General features: G+C 60.5%; 13 protein-coding genes. 9 read left to right on the top strand and 4 right to left on the bottom strand.

The window, feature by feature from the left end; all coding sequences use genetic code 11:
- Positions 1-90: 90 nt before the first annotated feature.
- Complete coding sequence (locus D7241_RS05420) at positions 91-606, bottom strand: MaoC family dehydratase (RefSeq protein ID WP_255983721.1); 516 nt, start codon at positions 604-606, stop codon at positions 91-93.
- 636 nt (positions 607-1,242) lie between these two features.
- Here D7241_RS05420 and D7241_RS05415 point away from each other — a divergent pair.
- From D7241_RS05415 to D7241_RS05400, 4 genes are read left to right on the top strand one after another with little or no spacing between them, the layout of a single operon-like run.
- The gene (locus D7241_RS05415) at positions 1,243-2,781 is read left to right on the top strand and encodes an MBOAT family O-acyltransferase (RefSeq protein WP_408100619.1); all 1,539 of its coding nucleotides are present in this window, start codon (positions 1,243-1,245) and stop codon (positions 2,779-2,781) included.
- Positions 2,782-2,831: 50 nt separating this feature from the next.
- Positions 2,832-4,751: an HAD-IIIC family phosphatase gene (locus tag D7241_RS05410; RefSeq protein WP_408100618.1), complete on the top strand. Its 1,920-nt coding sequence runs from the start codon at positions 2,832-2,834 to the stop codon at positions 4,749-4,751.
- The gene (locus D7241_RS05405) at positions 4,748-4,996 is read left to right on the top strand and encodes an acyl carrier protein (protein ID WP_408100617.1); all 249 of its coding nucleotides are present in this window, start codon (positions 4,748-4,750) and stop codon (positions 4,994-4,996) included. The genes D7241_RS05410 and D7241_RS05405 overlap by 4 nt, the downstream gene beginning before the upstream one ends.
- A gap of 2 nt (positions 4,997-4,998) precedes the next feature.
- Complete coding sequence (locus D7241_RS05400; protein ID WP_408100616.1) at positions 4,999-6,066, top strand: hypothetical protein; 1,068 nt, start codon at positions 4,999-5,001, stop codon at positions 6,064-6,066.
- Between the two features lie 58 nt (positions 6,067-6,124).
- On the opposite strand, the gene fahA is transcribed toward D7241_RS05400, so the two are convergent.
- Positions 6,125-7,441, bottom strand: coding sequence for a fumarylacetoacetase (gene fahA / locus D7241_RS05395; RefSeq protein WP_408100615.1), 1,317 nt, complete (start codon positions 7,439-7,441; stop codon positions 6,125-6,127).
- 1 nt (position 7,442) lies between these two features.
- Positions 7,443-8,747 (bottom strand): homogentisate 1,2-dioxygenase, encoded by a 1,305-nt coding sequence (gene hmgA, locus D7241_RS05390; RefSeq protein ID WP_408100614.1) that lies wholly within the window; start codon positions 8,745-8,747, stop codon positions 7,443-7,445.
- Positions 8,748-8,857: 110 nt separating this feature from the next.
- On the opposite strand from hmgA, the gene D7241_RS05385 reads away from it, so the two are divergent.
- Positions 8,858-9,631, top strand: a complete 774-nt coding sequence (locus D7241_RS05385; protein ID WP_408100613.1) for an IclR family transcriptional regulator — start codon at positions 8,858-8,860, stop codon at positions 9,629-9,631.
- A gap of 308 nt (positions 9,632-9,939) precedes the next feature.
- Positions 9,940-10,884, top strand: a complete 945-nt coding sequence (locus D7241_RS05380; RefSeq protein ID WP_408100612.1) for a DMT family transporter — start codon at positions 9,940-9,942, stop codon at positions 10,882-10,884.
- A gap of 364 nt (positions 10,885-11,248) precedes the next feature.
- Here the strand turns inward: D7241_RS05380 and D7241_RS05375 are convergent, their stop codons facing one another.
- Positions 11,249-11,770, bottom strand: coding sequence for a hypothetical protein (locus tag D7241_RS05375; protein ID WP_408100611.1), 522 nt, complete (start codon positions 11,768-11,770; stop codon positions 11,249-11,251).
- Between the two features lie 691 nt (positions 11,771-12,461).
- Between D7241_RS05375 and D7241_RS05370 the strand changes: the two genes are divergently transcribed.
- The 3 genes from D7241_RS05370 (at position 12,462) to cobN (ending at position 18,661) form a co-directional block, all read left to right on the top strand.
- Complete coding sequence (locus D7241_RS05370; protein WP_408100610.1) at positions 12,462-12,719, top strand: type B 50S ribosomal protein L31; 258 nt, start codon at positions 12,462-12,464, stop codon at positions 12,717-12,719.
- A gap of 91 nt (positions 12,720-12,810) precedes the next feature.
- Positions 12,811-14,778: a TonB-dependent receptor domain-containing protein gene (locus D7241_RS05365; RefSeq protein ID WP_408100609.1), complete on the top strand. Its 1,968-nt coding sequence runs from the start codon at positions 12,811-12,813 to the stop codon at positions 14,776-14,778.
- A 1-nt stretch (position 14,779) separates the two neighbouring features.
- Positions 14,780-18,661, top strand: coding sequence for a cobaltochelatase subunit CobN (cobN, locus tag D7241_RS05360; RefSeq protein ID WP_408100608.1), 3,882 nt, complete (start codon positions 14,780-14,782; stop codon positions 18,659-18,661).
- The last annotated feature ends 10 nt before the right edge of the window (positions 18,662-18,671 follow it).

Genomic DNA, 18,671 nt, shown 5'->3' with positions numbered 1-18,671 from the left:
TCCTCGAAATTGTTTTTGTTGAGGATGGTTCTTACAGCTACAGCGTTTGCTTGCGTGGCCGGCGGACGGCTGTCGGCCGATTGCGGAGGGTCAGTAGTTGGCCGCCTCGTCGAGCGTGTTGCCCTCGCGTTTCTGGATGAGTGCCGTGCGGTCGAAAATCATGAACACGGTGCCGTCGGCCTTCTTGCCTACCGTGCGCACTTTGACGATGCCTTGGTTGGGGCGCGACTTGGACTCACGCTTGTCCAGCACTTCGGATTCGGCATAAATCGTGTCGCCCGCGAAAACCGGCGCGGTGAGTTTGATATCGGTCCAGCCGAGGTTGGCGATGGCCTTGCCGCTGACATCCGCCACCGTCATGCCTAGCACGATGGCTACCGTCAGCCCGCTATTGATCAACAGCTTCCCGAACTCGCTCTTCTCGGCATACGCCGCGTCGCAGTGCATCGGGTGGTAATTCATGGTCAGCAGCGAGAAATGGATGTTGTCGGCATCGGTAAGGGTCCGCCCGGGCCGGTGCTCGTAGACGTCGCCCACCTGGAAATCCTCGAAATACCGGCCGATTTGCCCGCGATAACGATTTTCGCCCACTTGCTTGACGCCCATGCAGCGCTCCTTCTTGTTGTGTGTAAATTGTATGGATGTCATGTTGTCCGGACAAACTATGGTAGCGATGTCTTGGGCCGTCAAGGGTGAAAATTCAAACGAAGGTTTTAATGGCCAGCCGTGGTACACCGGCTGGCAGATGCGCCGCCTCGTTCACCGCCATATCAACAAGCGGCCGTCAGCGTTGCCGCGACTTGGCCTGCAGCGTGCCAGCCCTGAGCCCAAGGCCTCAGCGCAGAGGTTTAGCTGCCGTTCCGCCCTTGCGATTTATTTTTACCGCTGAGGCATCCCGTCACCCTTTTTCGGCGAGGGTTCAAAGACAGAAAACGCTCTAGAACCACCGTTTCGCTTCATTTGTAGGAAATATCCACTCGTCTGCTCGAATATCGGAGCAGATGACTAATGCAACTTTTCCTTACAAACTCGAGTCGCAGTTAACAGACTGGGACCCCAACACCGTGGTAGCGACACGGAATAAGTCCCGCCTGTAAGAGCCACTTTTAGGTGGCCTCCATGGGAATAGTGAGCATCCGGCGGACGCGTCGATGGCAATCATCGGTGCGGGATGGCTCACCGTGCTACGCCGGCCTGATCTGAAGGGACGGCATTGGAGTTTCAGCGATAGGGAAAAGGACGATGCTCTTCAATTCCATGGTGTTCATCGCCGGGTTCCTTCCGGTGGTTCTTCTAGGCTTCATTGTTCTTGCAGGTAGCGGCAGACAGCGCTACGCAGCCATCTGGCTGACGCTGGCGTCGCTGGTGTTCTACGGTTGGTGGAACCCAGCCTACGTGCCGCTGCTCGTCGGCAGCATGGTGGCCAATTACCTGATCGGCGGCTACCTGATGCGGCAGCCGTCGCGGATTGTTCTGGTGCTTGGCGTCGCCGCCAACGTCGCGCTGCTCGGTTACTACAAATACACAGGCTTTTTGTTCAGTACGCTCGACGACGCCTTCGGCCTGGGCTGGTCGGTGGGTGACATCATCCTGCCGCTGGCGATCTCGTTCTATACCTTCCAGCAGATTGCCTATCTGGTCGATGCCCACGACGGCGAAGTGGCCGAGCACGACTTCGTCAACTACGCCCTGTTCATCACCTTCTTTCCGCAGCTGATTGCCGGCCCCATCACCCACCACGGGGAGATGCTCAAGCAATTCAATGACGGCACCACCTTTCGCCCACGGCTGGACAACATTTCGCTGGGCATCACCGTGTTCCTGCTCGGCCTGTTCAAGAAGGTGATCCTTGCCGACCCATTGGGGGAAAACGCCTCGCCGATTTTCGCGGTTGCCGCGGATGGCACGGTGCCTTCGTTATATGACGCCTGGTACGGCGCGCTCAGCTATACGCTGCAGATCTACTTCGACTTTTCCGGCTACAGCGACATGGCCATCGGCCTGGGCCTGCTATTCGGCCTGCGCTTGCCGGTGAATTTCAACAGCCCGTTCAAGGCACGCAACGTCATCGACTACTGGTCGCGCTGGCACATGACCCTCACGCGCTTCCTGACCGCCTATATCTACAACCCCATCGTCATCCGTATCACCCGTTCGCGGATGGCCGCCGGTAAGCCGTTGCCACGGCGAGGCAAGATGAGCCTCGGAACCTTTGTCGTGCTGATCGCCTACCCCACCGTGCTGACCATGTTCATCTCTGGCGTCTGGCACGGCGCCGGCTGGCAGTTCGTGATGTTCGGTCTGTTGCACGGCTTCTACCTGGTTGTTGCCCACGGTTTCCGTGCCTACAAGGCACGCCACGGCCTGCCGCTCGACAGCGACAAGCTCTGGCACCGCACCGGCGCCGTCCTGTTGACCTTCCTTTGTGTGGTCGTGGCGATGGTGTTCTTCCGTGCCAACAGCGTGACCGCGGCGATGGCGATGCTGTCGGGCATGGCTGGCTTGAGCGAGTTCACCACCGACTTCGACAAGTCCAATTACCTCACCGTCGCCGTGCTGCTCGCCTTTGTATGGATCATGCCCAACGTGCAGCAGTGGATGTCGCGCTTTCGCACCGCCCTGGACGCCCAGCCGCGCGAGAACTGGCTGCTGCGCTGGTTTCCAATCGCCATGTGGAGCCCGTCGCCAGTAATTGGCGTGGCCATTGGCGTGCTGGGTTTCTTCGCCCTGGCGGTGGCGTTCTCCGTGGCCCCTACCGAGTTCCTGTACTTCCAGTTCTGAGCATTTCAGTTCTGAGCACCCAGTTCTGACTCTCAAAGGAGTTAACGCTAATGGATCAGCTTCTCTGGCTTGCTCGACACCCCGATCTTGGTGCCGCCATTGGCGAAGCCAAACGTGAGACCGAGCCGCTCGCACGGCTCGCAGCAGCTGCGCGACTTGCAGGCTATCGGCGGGACTTCACCCTGACGGCTCGCCTGGACAGGTTGGCAAGCGAAGGCTTGCAGGCAGTTGCCAACGGCGAGGCGTCCGTGTCGGGCCTGCGTCCTTTGCGCATCGCCCTGCTCTCCTCGCATACGGTAGATCATCTGGTTCCGGCGATCCGCGTGGCCGGATTGCAACGGCGGCTGGCCCTCTCGGTTCACGTCGCGCCTTATGGCATGTACCGCCAGGCGCTGCTGATGGACGACGCTGAGCTCGTCAGCTTTGCCCCACAGCTGATCGTCCTGGCGCTGGATTCCAGAGATGCGCCATTGCAGTTGCCGCTCGAAGCCTCGCAGGAAGAAGTCGATGCCGCAGTCACCGAACGGGTCAACGAGCTGCGCCTGCTATGGCGGCGTGCGCGGGAGCGCTATGCCGCACGGATCGTGCAGCAAACTATCGTGCCGGCCGACCCACCGATCTTCGGTTCGTTCGAAGCGCTGGTCCCGGCCTCGCCCTACGCGCTGATCGATCGCCTCAACGCAGCCATCCGCACCGCCGCACGTGAAGACGGCGTGTTGCTTATGGACCTCGCTTGGGAGGCAGCGCGCGGCGGTTATGGCGATGGCCTCGCCGAGCCGGTGCGCTGGCATCAGGCCAAGCAACTGGTCAGCCCGAACCTGGCGCCGCTGTACGGCGACCAGCTGGCACGCATCGCCGCGGCGAGCGTCGGTCTGTCGCGCAAGTGCCTGGTATTGGACCTGGACAACACGCTGTGGGGCGGCGTGGTCGGTGACGATGGGGTCGACGGCATTCATCTCGGCCAGGGTTCGCCCAGCGGTGAAGCCTTTCTCGCCTTCCAACGCTACGCGGCCCTGCTGGCACGCCGCGGTGTCATCCTTGCCGTCTGCAGCAAGAACGATCTGAGCATCGCCGAAGCGGCGTTCAACCATCCGGAAATGGCGCTCAAGCGCAGCGACATCGCGACCTTCGTGGCGAACTGGGAAGACAAGGCCAGCAACTTGCGCAATATCGCCTCGATGTTGGATATAGGGCTGGACAGCCTGGTCTTCGTCGATGACAACCCAGCCGAGCGCGACATTGTGCGTCGCGAGCTACCCGAAGTCGCCGTCCCGGAGCTGCCCGACGATGTGGCCGATTATCCAGCCCGTGTCGCGGCGGCCGGCTACTTCGAGGCGGTGTCCTTCACTTCCGACGACGCCAGCCGCGGACGCAATTACGCACTCAATGCCGAGCGCAAGGCGGCCATGAGCCAGGCATCGGACATGGAAGGTTATTTGCGCGGCCTTGAGATGGTGCTGACCGCGACGCCGATCGGCGCGGAGGAACTCACCCGTAGTACTCAGCTGATCAACAAGACCAACCAATTCAACCTCACCACTCGCCGCTACAGCGAGGCGGAAGTCGAGCGGATCGCCAGCGACCCACGCTCGGTCGCGCTAGCGTTGCGGCTGGCCGACAAGTTCGGCGACAACGGCCTGATCAGCGTGGTGCTGGCACGTCCCGATGCGGCCCTTGGAAGCGATGAACTGTTGATCGATAGCTGGCTGATGAGCTGTCGGGTACTGGGCCGACAAGTCGAAGAAGCCGTACTCGACGTGCTCGCCAAGGCAGCCATCGCTGCCGGCTACAAAGCATTGATTGGCGAGTACCGCCCGACCGAGCGCAACGGCATGGTCGCCGAACACTTTCCGCGATTGGGTTTCGCTCAATACCCGGCACTCATTAATGCTGCCAGCGAGGCGACTTTCTGGCGCTATGAGCTCGATTCTTCCCGTTCCCCCCGTCACTTTATCGAGGTAAAGGCATGACCGAAGCAGAGGTAATTCAGACACTTACGCCGGTCTTTCACGACGTGTTCGATGACGACAGCATCGTGCTATCGCCAGAAATGACGGCCAATGACATCGAAGGCTGGGACAGCCAGACCCACGTGATGCTCACCGTAGCCGCGGAGCAACGCTTCGGTATCAAGTTCCGAACGGCGGAGCTGGAATCACTGCGCAACGTCGGCCACTTCGCCCAGGTCATCAGCACCAAGCTCGAGGGAAGATAATCATGATTCGGACAGCAGATGTGCCCAGGGACGGGAACAGCGCCGAACAGGGAACAGTCAGCACGGCCAGCGCGCCGGGCCAGGTGCGTTCGCGATATCTGCTGTCGTTGTTTGCCGGGCTGTCTGGCGCACTGGCGCTGTTCTGCCTGACGCTGTTCGCGCTGGACCAAACCGGTAACCTGCCACCGCCCGCGTTTTCCAATATTTCGTGCGCCGACGAGAAGCTCAGCTTCATGCGCGGCAACCCGATCGAATCTCCGAACCTGCTGATAATTGGTTCTTCCGTGGCCTGGCGTCACGTGGACGGCAACGTGCTGATCCAGGCATTGCCAGAAGTTCGCCCTATGAACGGCGCTTTCTGCGGGCTTTTCGCCAACCAGTCCACCTATGTAGGGCATTGGCTGCTTGACCGCGAACCGAGCATCCGCAGTGTGGTGATGATTGCCGATCCGCAGGATTTCGCCGGCTGTTGGCGGGTGCCGACAGCGGTCTTCAACCGTGAGCACGTAGACGCCTACGTCTACGAAAACGCTTCACCCTGGGGCCACTACATGCGTTATTTCTCGCCGAAGTCGCTGGCGCGTAACGCCTTGACGGTAAAGGCTCAGCGCGCCGGACAAATCGAATGGGACCCGCTGGTCTTCAACCGCTTCGGTGATGGTCCTTTGGATACCACTAATACCCGTGAGCTGCTGTATGGCCGCTCGGAACCATTGGACCCCAGCTGTTTCCACGCACTGCACGACATGGGCGCGCGCCTGGCACAGGAAGGCCGTCAGCTGATGGTTGTCTCCACGCCCCTGAATCCGCAATGGAAGGAAAAATACGACCCGGACGGTAAATTTCTAGCCGACTTCGACAAGCGCATCCTGGATACCCTGAGCGCTACCGGCGGGACTTACTGGAACGCCGACAAGGACTGGAGTACGCCGGTGACTTCATTTGTCGATGCGGTTCACCTGCGCTGGTCGGCCGCGCAGCAATTCTCCGGTGCGCTTGCCGAGCAGATACGCAACGCAGCAGTCGGGCTTGTGCCGCCACAAGCGCTGGAAACCGTCAAGGTGCCTTGATTCGCTGTTCTAAAAATGAAGAAGCCCGGCTGTCTGTACAAGCCCGGGCTTTTTTCGATCAGCAGACTGAGTGCGAAGCCGGCATCACGCGACCACGACATTCGCCGAAGCCGATCGAGGCATGACCCTCACCACGGCAACGCGCCTTGAGGATGATTTCGTCGCCGTCCTCCAGAAAAGTGCGCGTCTCGCCGCTGGGTAATTCGAGTGCCTGTTTGCCGCCCTGGGTGATCTCCAACAGGCTGCCCAGGCTGTCAGGGCTGCTGCCGGACAAGGTGCCGGAGCCGAACAAGTCGCCCGGCTGCAGGCTGCAGCCGTTGACGCTGTGATGCGCGACCATCTGCGCCACGGTCCAGTACATGTTTTTGGTGCTGCTCAGGGCGATGCGCTGTGCAGGCTGACGCTTGTCGCGCATGGCCGCGGTCAGCAGCAGCACTTCCAGTTCGATATCCAGCGCGCCCTGCTGCTGATCCTGTTCGTCGTACAGATACGGCAACGGCTGTGGATCGCCTTCAGGCCGCGCCGGCTGGGCGCAGCGGAACGGCTCCAGCGCTTCCGGCGTTACCACCCAGGGCGACACGCTGGTGGCGAAACTCTTCGACAGGAACGGCCCCAGCGGCTGGTATTCCCAGGCTTGTAGATCGCGCGCGGACCAGTCGTTGAGCAGGCAGAAGCCCGCGACATGGCTGCCCGCCTCACCAATGGCAATCGACTCACCTCGCGCATTGCCCTGGCCGATCCAGATACCCAGTTCCAGCTCGTAATCGAGCCGCTTGCTGGGACCGAAACTCGGTTCGCTGGCGCCCGGCGGCATGGTCTGGCCATTGGGCCGCCTCACCGTCGCGCCTGAGACATCGATGGTCGAGGCACGGCCGTGATAGCCGATGGGCACGTACTTGTAGTTCGGCAGCAAGGGGTTGTCCGGGCGGAACAGCTTGCCGACGTTGTTGGCGTGGTGAATGCCGACGTAGAAATCGGTGTAGTCGCCCACCTTGGCCGGCAGATGCATCTGGCATTGGCTCATCGGCAACAGCAGCGATCCGCCCATGCCCTGCAGGCGCTCACGCTGCGCATTGCCCTCTCCGAGCAAATCCTGCAACGCGCCGCGCAATGCCTTGCGAGCCGATGCGCCAAGGGCGAAGAAGGCGTTGAGGCTGCTGCCGCTGGCCGCTTTGGCTGCCTCCAGCGCTTGGCCGTCGAACAGGCCAGCATTGCAGGCCGCGCCCAAGTCAAGAATGGAGTCGCCAATGGCGACACCACCGCGTGGTTCGTCGCCGTCACGGCTGAACACGCCCAGGGGCAGGTTGGTGAGGGAAAAGTCTGAATGGCCGTTGGCGGACTCGACCCAGCTGAGAAGTTCTGTCGGTGCAGTCATGTCATTTCTCGTTCTTGTCGAAGGTTTTGGCCAGGCCGGCCCAGCAGCTGTCGTAGTCGCTCTGCAGCTGCGGGCTTTCCAGCGCCTGGCGTGTGGGGCGTAGCACTTGGCCGGTCTCGAACATGAAGGCCATGGTGTTCTCGATCTTGTGCGGTTTGAGTTCAGCCTTGATCGCCTGTTCAGTCGAAACATGATCCGGGCCGTGGGCGCTCATGCTGTTGTGCAGCGAAGCGCCGCCGGGCGAGAAACCGTCGGCCTTGGCATCGTAGGCGCCGTTGATCAGGCCCATGAACTCGTTCATCAGATTGCGATGGAACCACGGCGGGCGGAACGTGTTTTCCGCCACCATCCAGCGCGGCGGGAAGATCACGAAGTCGATGTTGGCCATGCCGTGGATTGCGCTCGGCGAGGTCAGCACCGTGAAGATGGACGGGTCGGGGTGGTCGAAGCTGACCGTGCCGATGGTGTTGAAGCGGCGTAGGTCGTACTTGTAGGGCACGTTGTTGCCGTGCCAGGCGACCACGTCCATGGGCGAGTGATCCAGCTCGGTCGACCAGAGCTCACCGAGGAATTTCTGCACCAGTTGCACCGGCTCGTCGCGCTCTTCGAAGTGCGCGACCGGCGCGAGGAAGTCACGCGGATTGGCCAGGCCGTTACTGCCAATCGGGCCCAGATCCGGCAGACGCAGCGCGCAGCCATGGTTCTCGCACACGTAGCCGCGGGCGGTTGCGTCCAGCAACTCGACGCGAAAGCGCATGCCGCGCGGGATCACCGCGATTTCCAGCGGCGCCACTTCAAGCACGCCCAACTCGGTGACCAGCTTCAATGCGCCCTGCTGCGGCACTAGCAGCAGTTCACCATCGGCGTCGAAGAACACCCGTTCCATCGATACGTTCGCCGCGTAACGGTAGATGCTCGCGCCCGCCGGCTGGCCGGGCTCGGCATTGGCCGCCACGCACTTCAGGCCATCGAGGAAGTCGGTCGCGCCCTCGGGGAAAGGTTCTGGATTCCAGCGCAGTCGATTGGGCGTAACCGGCCCCAGTTCGCTACCGAGCTGCCGGTCCATACGCTGGTATTGGCCGTGATTGGCAGACGGGTGGATGCGGTACAGCCAAGTGCGCCGCGCTTCACTGCGCGGCACAGTGAAGGCCGTGCCGGAGAGCAATTCGGTATAGAGCCCGTACGGCACCTTCTGCGGTGAGTTCTGCCCGACCGGCAGCGCACCCGGCAAGGCCTCGCTGCTGAATTCATTGCCGAAGCCGGACAGGCATCGAGAGGTTTCGCCAGATAGTTGTTGTGGTTGCATAGCTGTCTCTCATTTAGCGTAATGCATTTACGCAAAAAGTAATTTGAACTCATCCAGGCGTCAAGCTATAAACAGCGCCTCCATAGCAGGCAGTACAAAGATAGGCATTCATGGTAGACAGCAACGCGGACACGGCGCCTCGCCGACAGAAAGTGCAGGCCGCCGAGGTGGGCACGGACATCCTCACGGCCCTGGCCGAACTGGCCCCAGCGACGTCGCTGTCGCGCCTGGCCGAACACGTCGGCATGCCCGCCAGCAAGGTTCATCGTTATTTGCAGGCCCTGATGGCCAGCGGCTTCGCCGAACAGGACCCGCTGACCAACCACTATGGATTAGGCCGCGCCGCCTTGTTTGTTGGTCTGGCGGCGCTGGGCCGGCTGGACGTGGTCAAGCTGGCGACGCCGCACCTGGCGCAACTGCGCGACGATCTCAACGAAACCTGCTTTCTCGCCGTATGGGGCAACCGTGGCCCAGCCGTCGTGCATGTCGAGCAGGCGGTGCGCGCCGTCACGCTGGTGACGCAGGTCGGGTCGGTGCTGCCGTTGCTGGGCTCGTCCACCGGACTGGTGTTCAACGCCTTCATGCCAAACGCGGAAACTGTCCAGCTGCGCGAAGAAGAACTGCAACTGCCGTCGGCACCCTCCTCCGCAGCGCTCGCCGCGACCATGAAAGAACTGCAGCGCACCCACATTCAACACGTGCACGGTCTGCTGATGGCCGGCGTCAACGCGCTGTCCGCTCCGCTATTCAGCGGCGATCAGCGATTGGCGGGCGTCATCACGGTAGTCGGTGCCGAACCCGGCTTCATGGCCGAAGCGGATGGCGAAGCGGCGCAGCGATTGCTGGAGGCGGCGCGCAAGATCAGTGCAAGGATGGGGGCGTAATGGTACTGACTATGTCTTCCTTGGACGCCCAGCCTCCTTTGGCTTTTACACGGTTTGGGCCGATTGTAAATAGTGACGCTACTGGTCAAAGGGAACACGTTCTCCGATTGAGCTGTGGCTACTGATAGGGTGATTTCAAAGTCGCCTAGTAAGCGGCGGTACACCTCGGTCAGTCGGCCATCCTACCTCCGTTCGACCGTCGAGCCTGCGTTGATAGTCCTTTGCAGGAACGAGCGAAGTGACTGTTGACTTCGATGCGGAACTTGGCGGACAACAACACAAGAACAAGCTGATCAACGGAGCGCCTCATGCTGGCGGCACGGGAAGATGAAGCCCTGGAAAATCAGGTGGAGCTGAAGCGCAGCCCGTTCGTGACGGCGGTGGCTTTCATGCTGGCTGCGGCGATTTTGATTCCGCTACTGAACGCGGAAGTTAAGTACCTCGGCGTGTTCTACCCTGTCATTCAGTTGCTCTGGTGCCGCTACTTCGGCCATGTGGTGTTCATGCTGGTAGTGTTCGCGCCACGCAAAGGGCCGGCGCTGTTTCGCTCTCAGCGCCCTTGGTTGCAAATCGTGCGGTCGTTGCTGTTCTGCCTTACCTCCTTTCTGATGTTCTGTGCGCTCCAGTACGTGCCGGTGGCGACCGCCGCAGCGGTGAGTTTCACGGCGCCTATGGTGGTGCTGGTACTGGCACCCTTCATGCTGGGCGAGAAGGTAAGTCTGCTGAAAACATTCGCGGTAATCTGTGGGTTCGTTGGGGCGCTGGTGGTCATCCAGCCGGGTGGCGATGCCTTTCATCCCGCCGTGTTGCTGGTGCTCTTGAGTGCCTGTACCTCAGCGCTCACGCAAATTCTGTCGCGCAAGCTCGCCAGCCACGACACACCGGAAACGTCCAATACCTACATGGCCGCCGCGGGGTTCGTGTTGACGAGCCTGATGCTTCCATTCTTCTGGCAGTCACCGGACAACTTGGTACATCTTGGGTTGTTGATCAGCATGGGTGTTCTTGGCGGTTGCGGGCACTACTGCTTGGTCCGTGCCTTCGAAGTGGCCCCTGCACCGTTTGTCGCACCGTTCACGTATCTACAAATCGTCGGCGCGAGCTTGTTGGGCTACCTGATTTTTTCCGAGTTGCCAAATCTGTGGAGCTGCATCGGCACCATCATCATCGTGCTGAGCGGGTTGGTTGTCTTGCTAGGCGAGCAATACCTGGAGTCGCAGCGCACAAGGATGTCGGCAAAATCGTCTGACTGAGGCGACCGAGCGCAACCGGATAGTACTGGTCACTCGAAGCGGTACCATTCATTGATTTCGAGACGCGGCAGTCAGCCGAACAAGTTGTCCGGGACGTCGTGGCGAAGTTGATCAACAGGTTTGATGGCCCAACTAATACGAAAAGGGTGTGGTCCAGTTTGGCGGTCGAGCTGATCGCGAAAAACCGGTCGTATGCGTGGGTCGTCGACTGCTTCTGACCATGGATAGCGACGGCCAAAACTGGTACGTCGCTATTTGGCCAATAGGGGTCATAACCGGGCGGCTAACTTCAGTTAACAGCAGACCATGAGGCGTCCTACGCAACCTAAATTCTCAAGTTTTTGACGTGATGGCTCTTCCGCCCTCACTTAACAAACTTATGGCAGGTAATTCCCGCATCAATGCGCAGCTTTTGAACGGGCTCGATAGTCTCGGTCCCACCGATTTCTTTAACCATCGCGACGCCGCAGAACTGCTGCTCAGCGGTGAGCCAAGGGACAATGCCCTTCTTAGTTTCGCTCCAGGAGCCTGCTGTCACGGTGTAGGTTGCGCTTTTTTCCGGAATGAACGAAAAGGTTATCTGGCATACCTTCCCGACGGATTCGCGGCGATAGGTAACCACCAACTCCTTCTCTACTGCTACAGGCGACTCGATGACTCCGTTGATGTAGGGCAATGGGGTATAGCCCGCGTAACAACCTTTGTCATTAAGGTTCATAAGATGCAGATCAGTGCCTGCTTTATATTGTGTGCGTAAGGTGGCAGAGGGCTCATCGGCCAGCGGAAACACGTACTGATCGCCCTGCATTAACGAACTGCAACTGCTCAACATTATGGTGGCAGCCAACATTGCACTGGCCCAACCAAGCCTGTTCATCCCATCCATAAACCACTCCTTGATCTCTTTGCCTGTTGAGTATCAGACGCATGCGCGCTAGGTGAGGCTAAATGATACGGATCGCCTGAACCCGAGCAGCGACATGTCGCATGAAATCTTTGCCGCTTAGGCTGCTTGGATCGTGTCCTGCCAATCATGACGGGCTGATTTGAACCGTTTTCTGCCTCTCGTCACCGGCAGTTTCGGGTCGGTTGCGGTCATTCGTGTGAGGCTGCTAGCGGCCAGAAGCAGCCTGTCGGGACGGTTCTAGGATGGCAGTGACGGCCTTAAACCAGATTGGCTGAATATCGTCTCGGCCAGTGTTTGGTCAGCAGTCAGGTCGATGTCGTGATCAGTAAGGTCAGCATCGTGCCGTTACCGCATCGAGGCCAAGGCGCTACCGATACACGCTCCTCCTCCGTATTGCCGATTATTCGCGCGATCGCCACGGCTCAGGCACGTGCAGCCATCTGGCTCGTTCGGCATCCGCCTCTGCAGCTCGCAGCGCTCGGCCAGTAGCTATTCACATAAACAATGCCCGCTACCGCTCACCTACGCTGCAGCGGTGGGCTGAAAGACGATCTTCAGTTTATTGGTTGGACTTAGGGACGATTTTTTTCAAAGCCTCGTCTTGACCCTTATGTTACGGTATAACATTATTATCGCCATCAACCATAAACAACCCATTAAGGAGCGGCTTATGAAACCAGGCATCCATCCCGACTATCGCCCCGTTCTGTTCCATGACACGGCAGCAGACGTTTACTTCTTGATTGGCTCGACAGTTGATACCAGCCGTACGCACCAACACACCGATGGGAATACCTACCCTTACGTAACGCTCGATGTGTCCAGCGCATCGCACCCCGTCTATACCGGCCAGCAACGCAAAACGACGTCTGAAGGACGCATCGCAGGCTTCAACAAGCGCTTTGCAGGATTCACCGCAAAGAAGTGACGCCTCGCTCCTGAACAACCAGCGATCCGATCGATTCTGAGCGGATCGTTTATTTGCGCCAGCTTGCGCGCCCAGTTATGGAAAACGCTCGATGTCCTGCAGTACTCGTCTCCCCGCACGTCCAGTCCGCACGTTTGCCCAGATTTTTTCTACCTTTGCTCTGCTCCCCTTCGCAGCGCTCGGTGCAGACGGAGCCCTGGATCTCGAACCCACAGTTATCACTGCCACCTCCACGGTACGTCAGCTGAGCGACGCGCCCGCGAGCGTTACCGTGATTAGCCGCGAGGCGCTGAGTATGCGGCCCGTTCAGGATCTCGAAGACGCTTTACGCGGCACGCCAGGCCTGCAGTTCACGGGAATCGGCATGACCCGTCGCGGCGTCAGCATTCGCGGGATGAGCAGTGAGCACACACTGGTATTGGTGAATGGGCAGCGCATCAATACGGCCGCAGGCGCGGTCGCTCACGCTGACTTCGATCTTGGCTGGGTGCCGGTGGAAGCCATTGAGCGAATCGAGGTGATACGTGGCCCGATGTCTTCGCTTTACGGCTCCGAGGCGCTGGGGGGCGTAGTGAACGTGATTACGCGCAGCAGTACGGATACGTGGCATGGCGCGGCGCAGATCAATGGCGGTGTCCGAGAGGATGGTCGCGGTGGACAGACGCACCAGTTCGGCATCTACGCCGGCGGCCCGCTCGTTCCCGGCCTGCTTGGACTTTCCTTCAGCGGTGAAACGCGACGGCAGCAGGAAACGCCCTTTCACAACGACGCCGCGGTATCCGAAATAGAAGGCCGCGACGCAGAGAGCGGCGACGTCACGCTGAGCTGGACACCCGATAGCGCGCAACGTATCGACTTCAGCTACGGAACCGGCTTGGAAGATCGCTGGCGCAACACACGCAGCGCGGGCGGTCGGCCCGTGGAGTACGAATCCAGCGACCGCATCGAGCGCGAGCGGTATTCGGTTTCCCACCGAGGCGAATGGGCGTGGGGCAACAGCAGCTTGCGTGCCTATCGCAACACGCTCGAGCGCACCAACCGTTATACCAACGGCGTCGTGCCCTCCTCTCCGCACCAGGAACTGACCGACGATATTGTCGATGGCAGCGTCAGCCTTCCGGTCGCCGATATGCACCTGTTCACCTTCGGCGGGGAATGGCGCAAGGAGCAACTCGAGGATGGCGGTTTTACGGCCGGCGACGCGCAGTCCACCCACCACGCTCTGTTTCTTCAGGACGAGATCGAATTCGATGCTGCTTGGTCGCTGGTGCTGGGCAATCGTTTCGATCGGCACGAACAGTATGGTTGGCATAACAGCCCCCGCGCCTACCTGGTCCACCATGTAAACGATGCGCTGACGATCAAAGGCGGTGGTGGCCGCGGGTTCAAGGCGCCGACACTCAAGCAACTCTCGCCAGGCTACTCGGCTGTTGGCGGCGGCGGCCAGTTCACCATTTATGGGAATCCAGACCTCGAGCCCGAGATCAACACCACGTACGAAATCAGTGCGGACTTCCAGGCAAACGGCTGGTCGCTGAACGCGGGTGTGTTTCAGAACAACGTGCGCGGCCTGATCCAAACGATCTGTGTGTCGAGCTGCGGCCTACGCGGCCGCGAAGTTCGCAACTACGACAATGTCGACAAGGCGCGCATCCGCGGGCTCGAGCTCGGTGGTGGATTGGATCTACCCTCCAACCTGCGCTGGGAGCTTAACTACACCTACCTCGACGCCATCGATCGCAGCGCCGACCAGCGCCTGGGTGATCGCGCCCGCCATCTGGCCAATACGCAGCTGCAATGGACGCCAAACGCGAACTTTTCTGGACAATTGCGTGGCGAGTACGTCGGCAGCCAGCTGACCTATTCTCGTAATACCGCCCTCACCGTGCCGGCCTACGCCCTTTGGCATCTGGAATTGACCCAGCGAATCACCGAGTCACTCAGTATCCGCGGCAGCATCGAAAACCTGACCGACGAGGATTTCAGTGATAGCGCTGATAACTTCACCTTTGCCGAACCAGGCCGTTCCTATCACGTCGGTTTGAGTTTGAGCTTCTAAGATGCGCAGATTGATCCAAACCGGCTTGGCGCTCCTCGCGCTGGCCGGACCGGGGGCGTCTGCGCTCGCCGAGCCGGCCCGTCATGATCTCCACGTTCAGGTGTTAACCACCGACTTCGTGTTGCAAGGCAAGCTCGATCGCCTCGAGGGCTGGGCAGACGACTCAGGTGTCACGCTGGGCTCTGCGCGTGCATCCTCGTCAACCGAACCGCAATCCAGCGCCGCCGACGCGGACCTGCTGATATTGGACACGCCGCGCCCTGTTGACCTGGCGGCGGTACAGCAACAATTCGACCAGCTGATAGCAGGCGACAAGCCGTGGATACGTGTGGGCGGTGGGCCGCCGGCCTTCGCCAACCTGCCAGCACCTGTCGCCAGGCGACTAATCGGCTATTACGCCAACGGCGGCGAGCAGAACCTGCGGCATTTTTTCAGTTACCTGCACACATGGCGCGACGGCGCGCCCACAGATTCGATACCCGCCCCTGTGGAGCTGGGCAACACGGGCTTCTATCATTCCGACGCACCCGCCCCCTTTGGAGCACTCGACGAGTACCTCGCATGGGGCGCTGACCGCTGGCCCGCTGACGCACCGCGTGTGGCCTTTGCCATTCATCGTGGCGCCATCGTCGATGGCCAGCTGCGGCTGATTGATGAGCTTATAAGCCTCAGCGAGTCGCGTGGGCAGGTACCGATCGTGTTCTGGATGGATGACAAGGATCCACAGGCACTGAGCAAGGTACTGGTTCCGGCTCGCGCCGACGTGCTGATCAACCTGCAGCACATGCAGAACGGCCCGGCGCGCCAGGCCGAATTCCTCGCGCTTGGCATCCCCGTGCTCTCCACGCTTACCTGGCGTGAAGGAAGCCCAGCGCATTGGCTGGCTTCCAATACCGGCATTTCGGCGCGCACCGCGGCCACCATGCTGACCGTGCCGGAAACCTGGGGCATGACCGATCCGATGGTCATTGCCGCCATAGAAGACGGTGAGCCAACAGCGATCCCGGAACAGGTCGAGGCGCTGCTCGCCAAGGTCGACAGCCTCACCCGGCTACGGCGGCTCGCGCCTAACGAAAAGAAGCTGGCGTTGATGTTCTGGAATCATCCGGATGGCGAAAAGAATGTGTCCGCGTCGAACCTCAACGTGCCTCGCAGCCTCGCACACCTCTTTACCGAATTGCAGCAGGCTGGATATGACGTGCCTGCAACGGCGGAGGTAACGCTGATCGATATGGCACAGCGCCTGCTCGGCGGTTACTACCGCCCCCAAACGCTGGACAGTCTGCTGGCCGACGGCCTCGCCGTGACACTGCCGCTTTCGGCTTACGAACGCTGGCTGGCAGACCTGCCGGAGCATAATCGCGTCCAGTTGATCGAACGCTGGGGCGAGCCTGCTGAGCACTGGGCATTGCGCGAGATCGACGGCCATGCCCACTTCGTCATCCCTGCCACGCGCCTGGGCAAGTTGTTGCTGCTACCGCAACCACCACGTGCCGGAAGGCCGGGCGAGGCTTATCACGACAGCAAAATCCCGCCAGACCACCTTTACCTAGCGGCTTATCAAGCCCTGCGAGAGGGGTTCAAGGCCGATGCAGTGATCCATTTTGGTACTCACGGTACGCAGGAATGGCTGCCCGGCAAGAGCCGCGGTCTGGCTGCAAGCGACTACCCCTTTCTGGCGCTCGGCGACATGCCGGTGTTTTATCCCTATATCCAGGACAACATCGGAGAAGCCATTCAAGCTCGCCGGCGCGGTCGAGCAGTCATCATCAGCCACCAGACTCCGCCCTTCGCGCCCGCTGGGCTGTATGACGAGCTGCGCGACCTGCACGCGCTGATTCACGAATATCAGCAGCTTGATGAAGGCGCAGTACGCGAAAGCACCGCCGAGCGCATTCGCCAGGCGGCCGTGGAGCGCAATCTGCTGGCGGACATGGGCTGGGACGAAGCACGCATGCGGGCCAGCACCGACGAGTTTCTGCAGGCTATGCATGACCAGCTGCACGAGATGGCGCAGGCGAATATGCCGCTCGGTCTGCACACCTTTGGTGAACCTGCTCAGGGTAAACACCGCCTCGCTACCGTGCTGCAGCAGTTGGGAGATCCCTACTTGCATGCGCTAGACGTGACCAAGGACGACTCCATTGCCGAGGATTTCGCTGGCCTTCAGACGACTGTTCCCTATCGCACGCTGAAGCGCTATCTACGCGACGGTGAAAGCCTCGACTCCATCGTCAATGCTGACCTTCGAGAACAGATCGAGCGAGCCCGCGTGCTCGATGCGCATCTAAGTGATACCGGCGAAATCGAAGCGCTGCTAACGGGTCTTGCTGGCGGTTTCGTCGCACCGGGGCCCGGAGGCGACCCGGTGCGCAATCCGGACGTACCCAGCGGCCGCAACCTGTATGCCTTCGAGGCGAACAAGTTGCCGACCCGTGCGGCCTATGAAGCGGGTGGCAAAGCATTGAACCAGCTGATCGAGAGCTACCGTGACGAACACGGCGGCGCATTGCCGGAAAAACTCGCGTTCAGCCTGTGGTCCTCCGAAGCCATGCGTCACCTGGGCATCCTTGAAAGCCAGGTGTTGCAAGCGATCGGCGTACGCCCGGTGTGGGACGAAGGCGGTCAGGTTCGATCACTGGAAATTATCCCAGCAGCTGAACTCGGTCGACCACGCATCGACGTCGTGGTCCAGGTCACCAGCGTTTACCGCGATCAATTCGATGCCTTCATGCGTCAGTTGGCGGATGCTGTGGAGCGCCTAGCCGCTCTGGACGAGCCAGGCAATGCGTTAGCGATCAACAGCCGCCGACTGGCCCAGCGGCTTCGCGATGAGGGGATGGATGCCGGCCGCGCGCAGCACTTGTCCTACCTGCGGATTTTCGGCAACGAGCCCGGCGACTATGGGACCGGCGTCTCCCAGCTGACCCTGGATTCGACACGCTGGGAGAACGACTCGGCCCTCGCTGAGCAATTCTTATCTCGGCTGCAATACGGCTACGGCAATGGTAGTTGGGGCGAAAAGATAGACGGCCAGAACCTTTTCGCCGAGCAGCTCAAAGGCGTCCAGGCTGCGATCATGGCCCGTTCCAGCGAACTCAACGGCGTACTGTCGACGGACCATCCATTCGAGTTCCTAGGCGGCCTTTCCCTGGCGGTTCGCCATCTCGACGGCACCAGTCCGTCGCTTTACATTTCCGACCTGCGCAAAACAGAGCCGCGCACAACGGGAGCGGCGACTTATCTCGCCACTGAGCTGCGCAGCCGCTACCTCAACCCGCAATGGATCGGTGCGATGCAGCAGGAGGGTTACGCCGGAACGCTGGAGGTTTTGAATGTCGCCAACAACCTCTGGGGCTGGCAAGCCGCCGATCAAAGCATGGTTCGCGCTGATCAGTGGCAAGCCCTGCATGACACCTTCGTCATGGACCAGCGCGAGCTCGGCATTAATCAATGGTTCGAAGCGCATAACCCCACGGCACAGGCGCAACTCATCGAACGCATGGCCGAGGCGATCCGCAAGGGCTATTGGGACGCTTCAAACGAGACCCGCCGCGAATTGGCCGAGCGCTGGCAAGCACTCACCACCGAGCACGGGGCAGATGCGGGCGGGCCGATTACTCGTGAGTTCATCGAACAGATGGTCGCCGGTTTTGGTCTGGCGCCGAACGCAGTACCGGATGCCGCAACGCCCCCGCTCTCAAGCAGCACAGCTACTGGCCAGACGGTACGTGGCCAGATCATGCAGGAAGTGGCCGATCAGCCCGTCGAGACGCCGAGCCCTTGGCGACTCTTGCTCGGCATCACAGCGCTGGCGTCATGCCTGCTGTTCGGCGCCTTGCGACAGGGCCTCGCCAACCGCCGCGCCTATCCAATTTCTTGAACTCATATAG

This window comes from Stutzerimonas sp. VN223-3 (genome assembly GCF_045999685.1).
Classification (GTDB): Bacteria; Pseudomonadota; Gammaproteobacteria; order Pseudomonadales; family Pseudomonadaceae; genus Stutzerimonas; species Stutzerimonas stutzeri_AR.
This window is presented reverse-complemented; position numbering and strand designations above follow the sequence as displayed.

Bases quoted from the DNA above. Each gene is read 5' to 3' on its own strand.
- D7241_RS05420 (WP_255983721.1), bottom strand. From the start codon at position 606: ATGGGCGTCAAGCAAGTGGGCGAAAATCGTTATCGCGGGCAAATCGGC.
- D7241_RS05415 (WP_408100619.1), top strand. From the start codon at position 1,243: ATGCTCTTCAATTCCATGGTGTTCATCGCCGGGTTCCTTCCGGTGGTT.
- D7241_RS05410 (WP_408100618.1), top strand. From the start codon at position 2,832: ATGGATCAGCTTCTCTGGCTTGCTCGACACCCCGATCTTGGTGCCGCC.
- D7241_RS05405 (WP_408100617.1), top strand. From the start codon at position 4,748: ATGACCGAAGCAGAGGTAATTCAGACACTTACGCCGGTCTTTCACGAC.
- D7241_RS05400 (WP_408100616.1), top strand. From the start codon at position 4,999: ATGATTCGGACAGCAGATGTGCCCAGGGACGGGAACAGCGCCGAACAG.
- fahA (WP_408100615.1), bottom strand. From the start codon at position 7,441: ATGACTGCACCGACAGAACTTCTCAGCTGGGTCGAGTCCGCCAACGGC.
- hmgA (WP_408100614.1), bottom strand. From the start codon at position 8,747: ATGCAACCACAACAACTATCTGGCGAAACCTCTCGATGCCTGTCCGGC.
- D7241_RS05385 (WP_408100613.1), top strand. From the start codon at position 8,858: ATGGTAGACAGCAACGCGGACACGGCGCCTCGCCGACAGAAAGTGCAG.
- D7241_RS05380 (WP_408100612.1), top strand. From the start codon at position 9,940: ATGCTGGCGGCACGGGAAGATGAAGCCCTGGAAAATCAGGTGGAGCTG.
- D7241_RS05375 (WP_408100611.1), bottom strand. From the start codon at position 11,770: ATGGATGGGATGAACAGGCTTGGTTGGGCCAGTGCAATGTTGGCTGCC.
- D7241_RS05370 (WP_408100610.1), top strand. From the start codon at position 12,462: ATGAAACCAGGCATCCATCCCGACTATCGCCCCGTTCTGTTCCATGAC.
- D7241_RS05365 (WP_408100609.1), top strand. From the start codon at position 12,811: ATGTCCTGCAGTACTCGTCTCCCCGCACGTCCAGTCCGCACGTTTGCC.
- cobN (WP_408100608.1), top strand. From the start codon at position 14,780: ATGCGCAGATTGATCCAAACCGGCTTGGCGCTCCTCGCGCTGGCCGGA.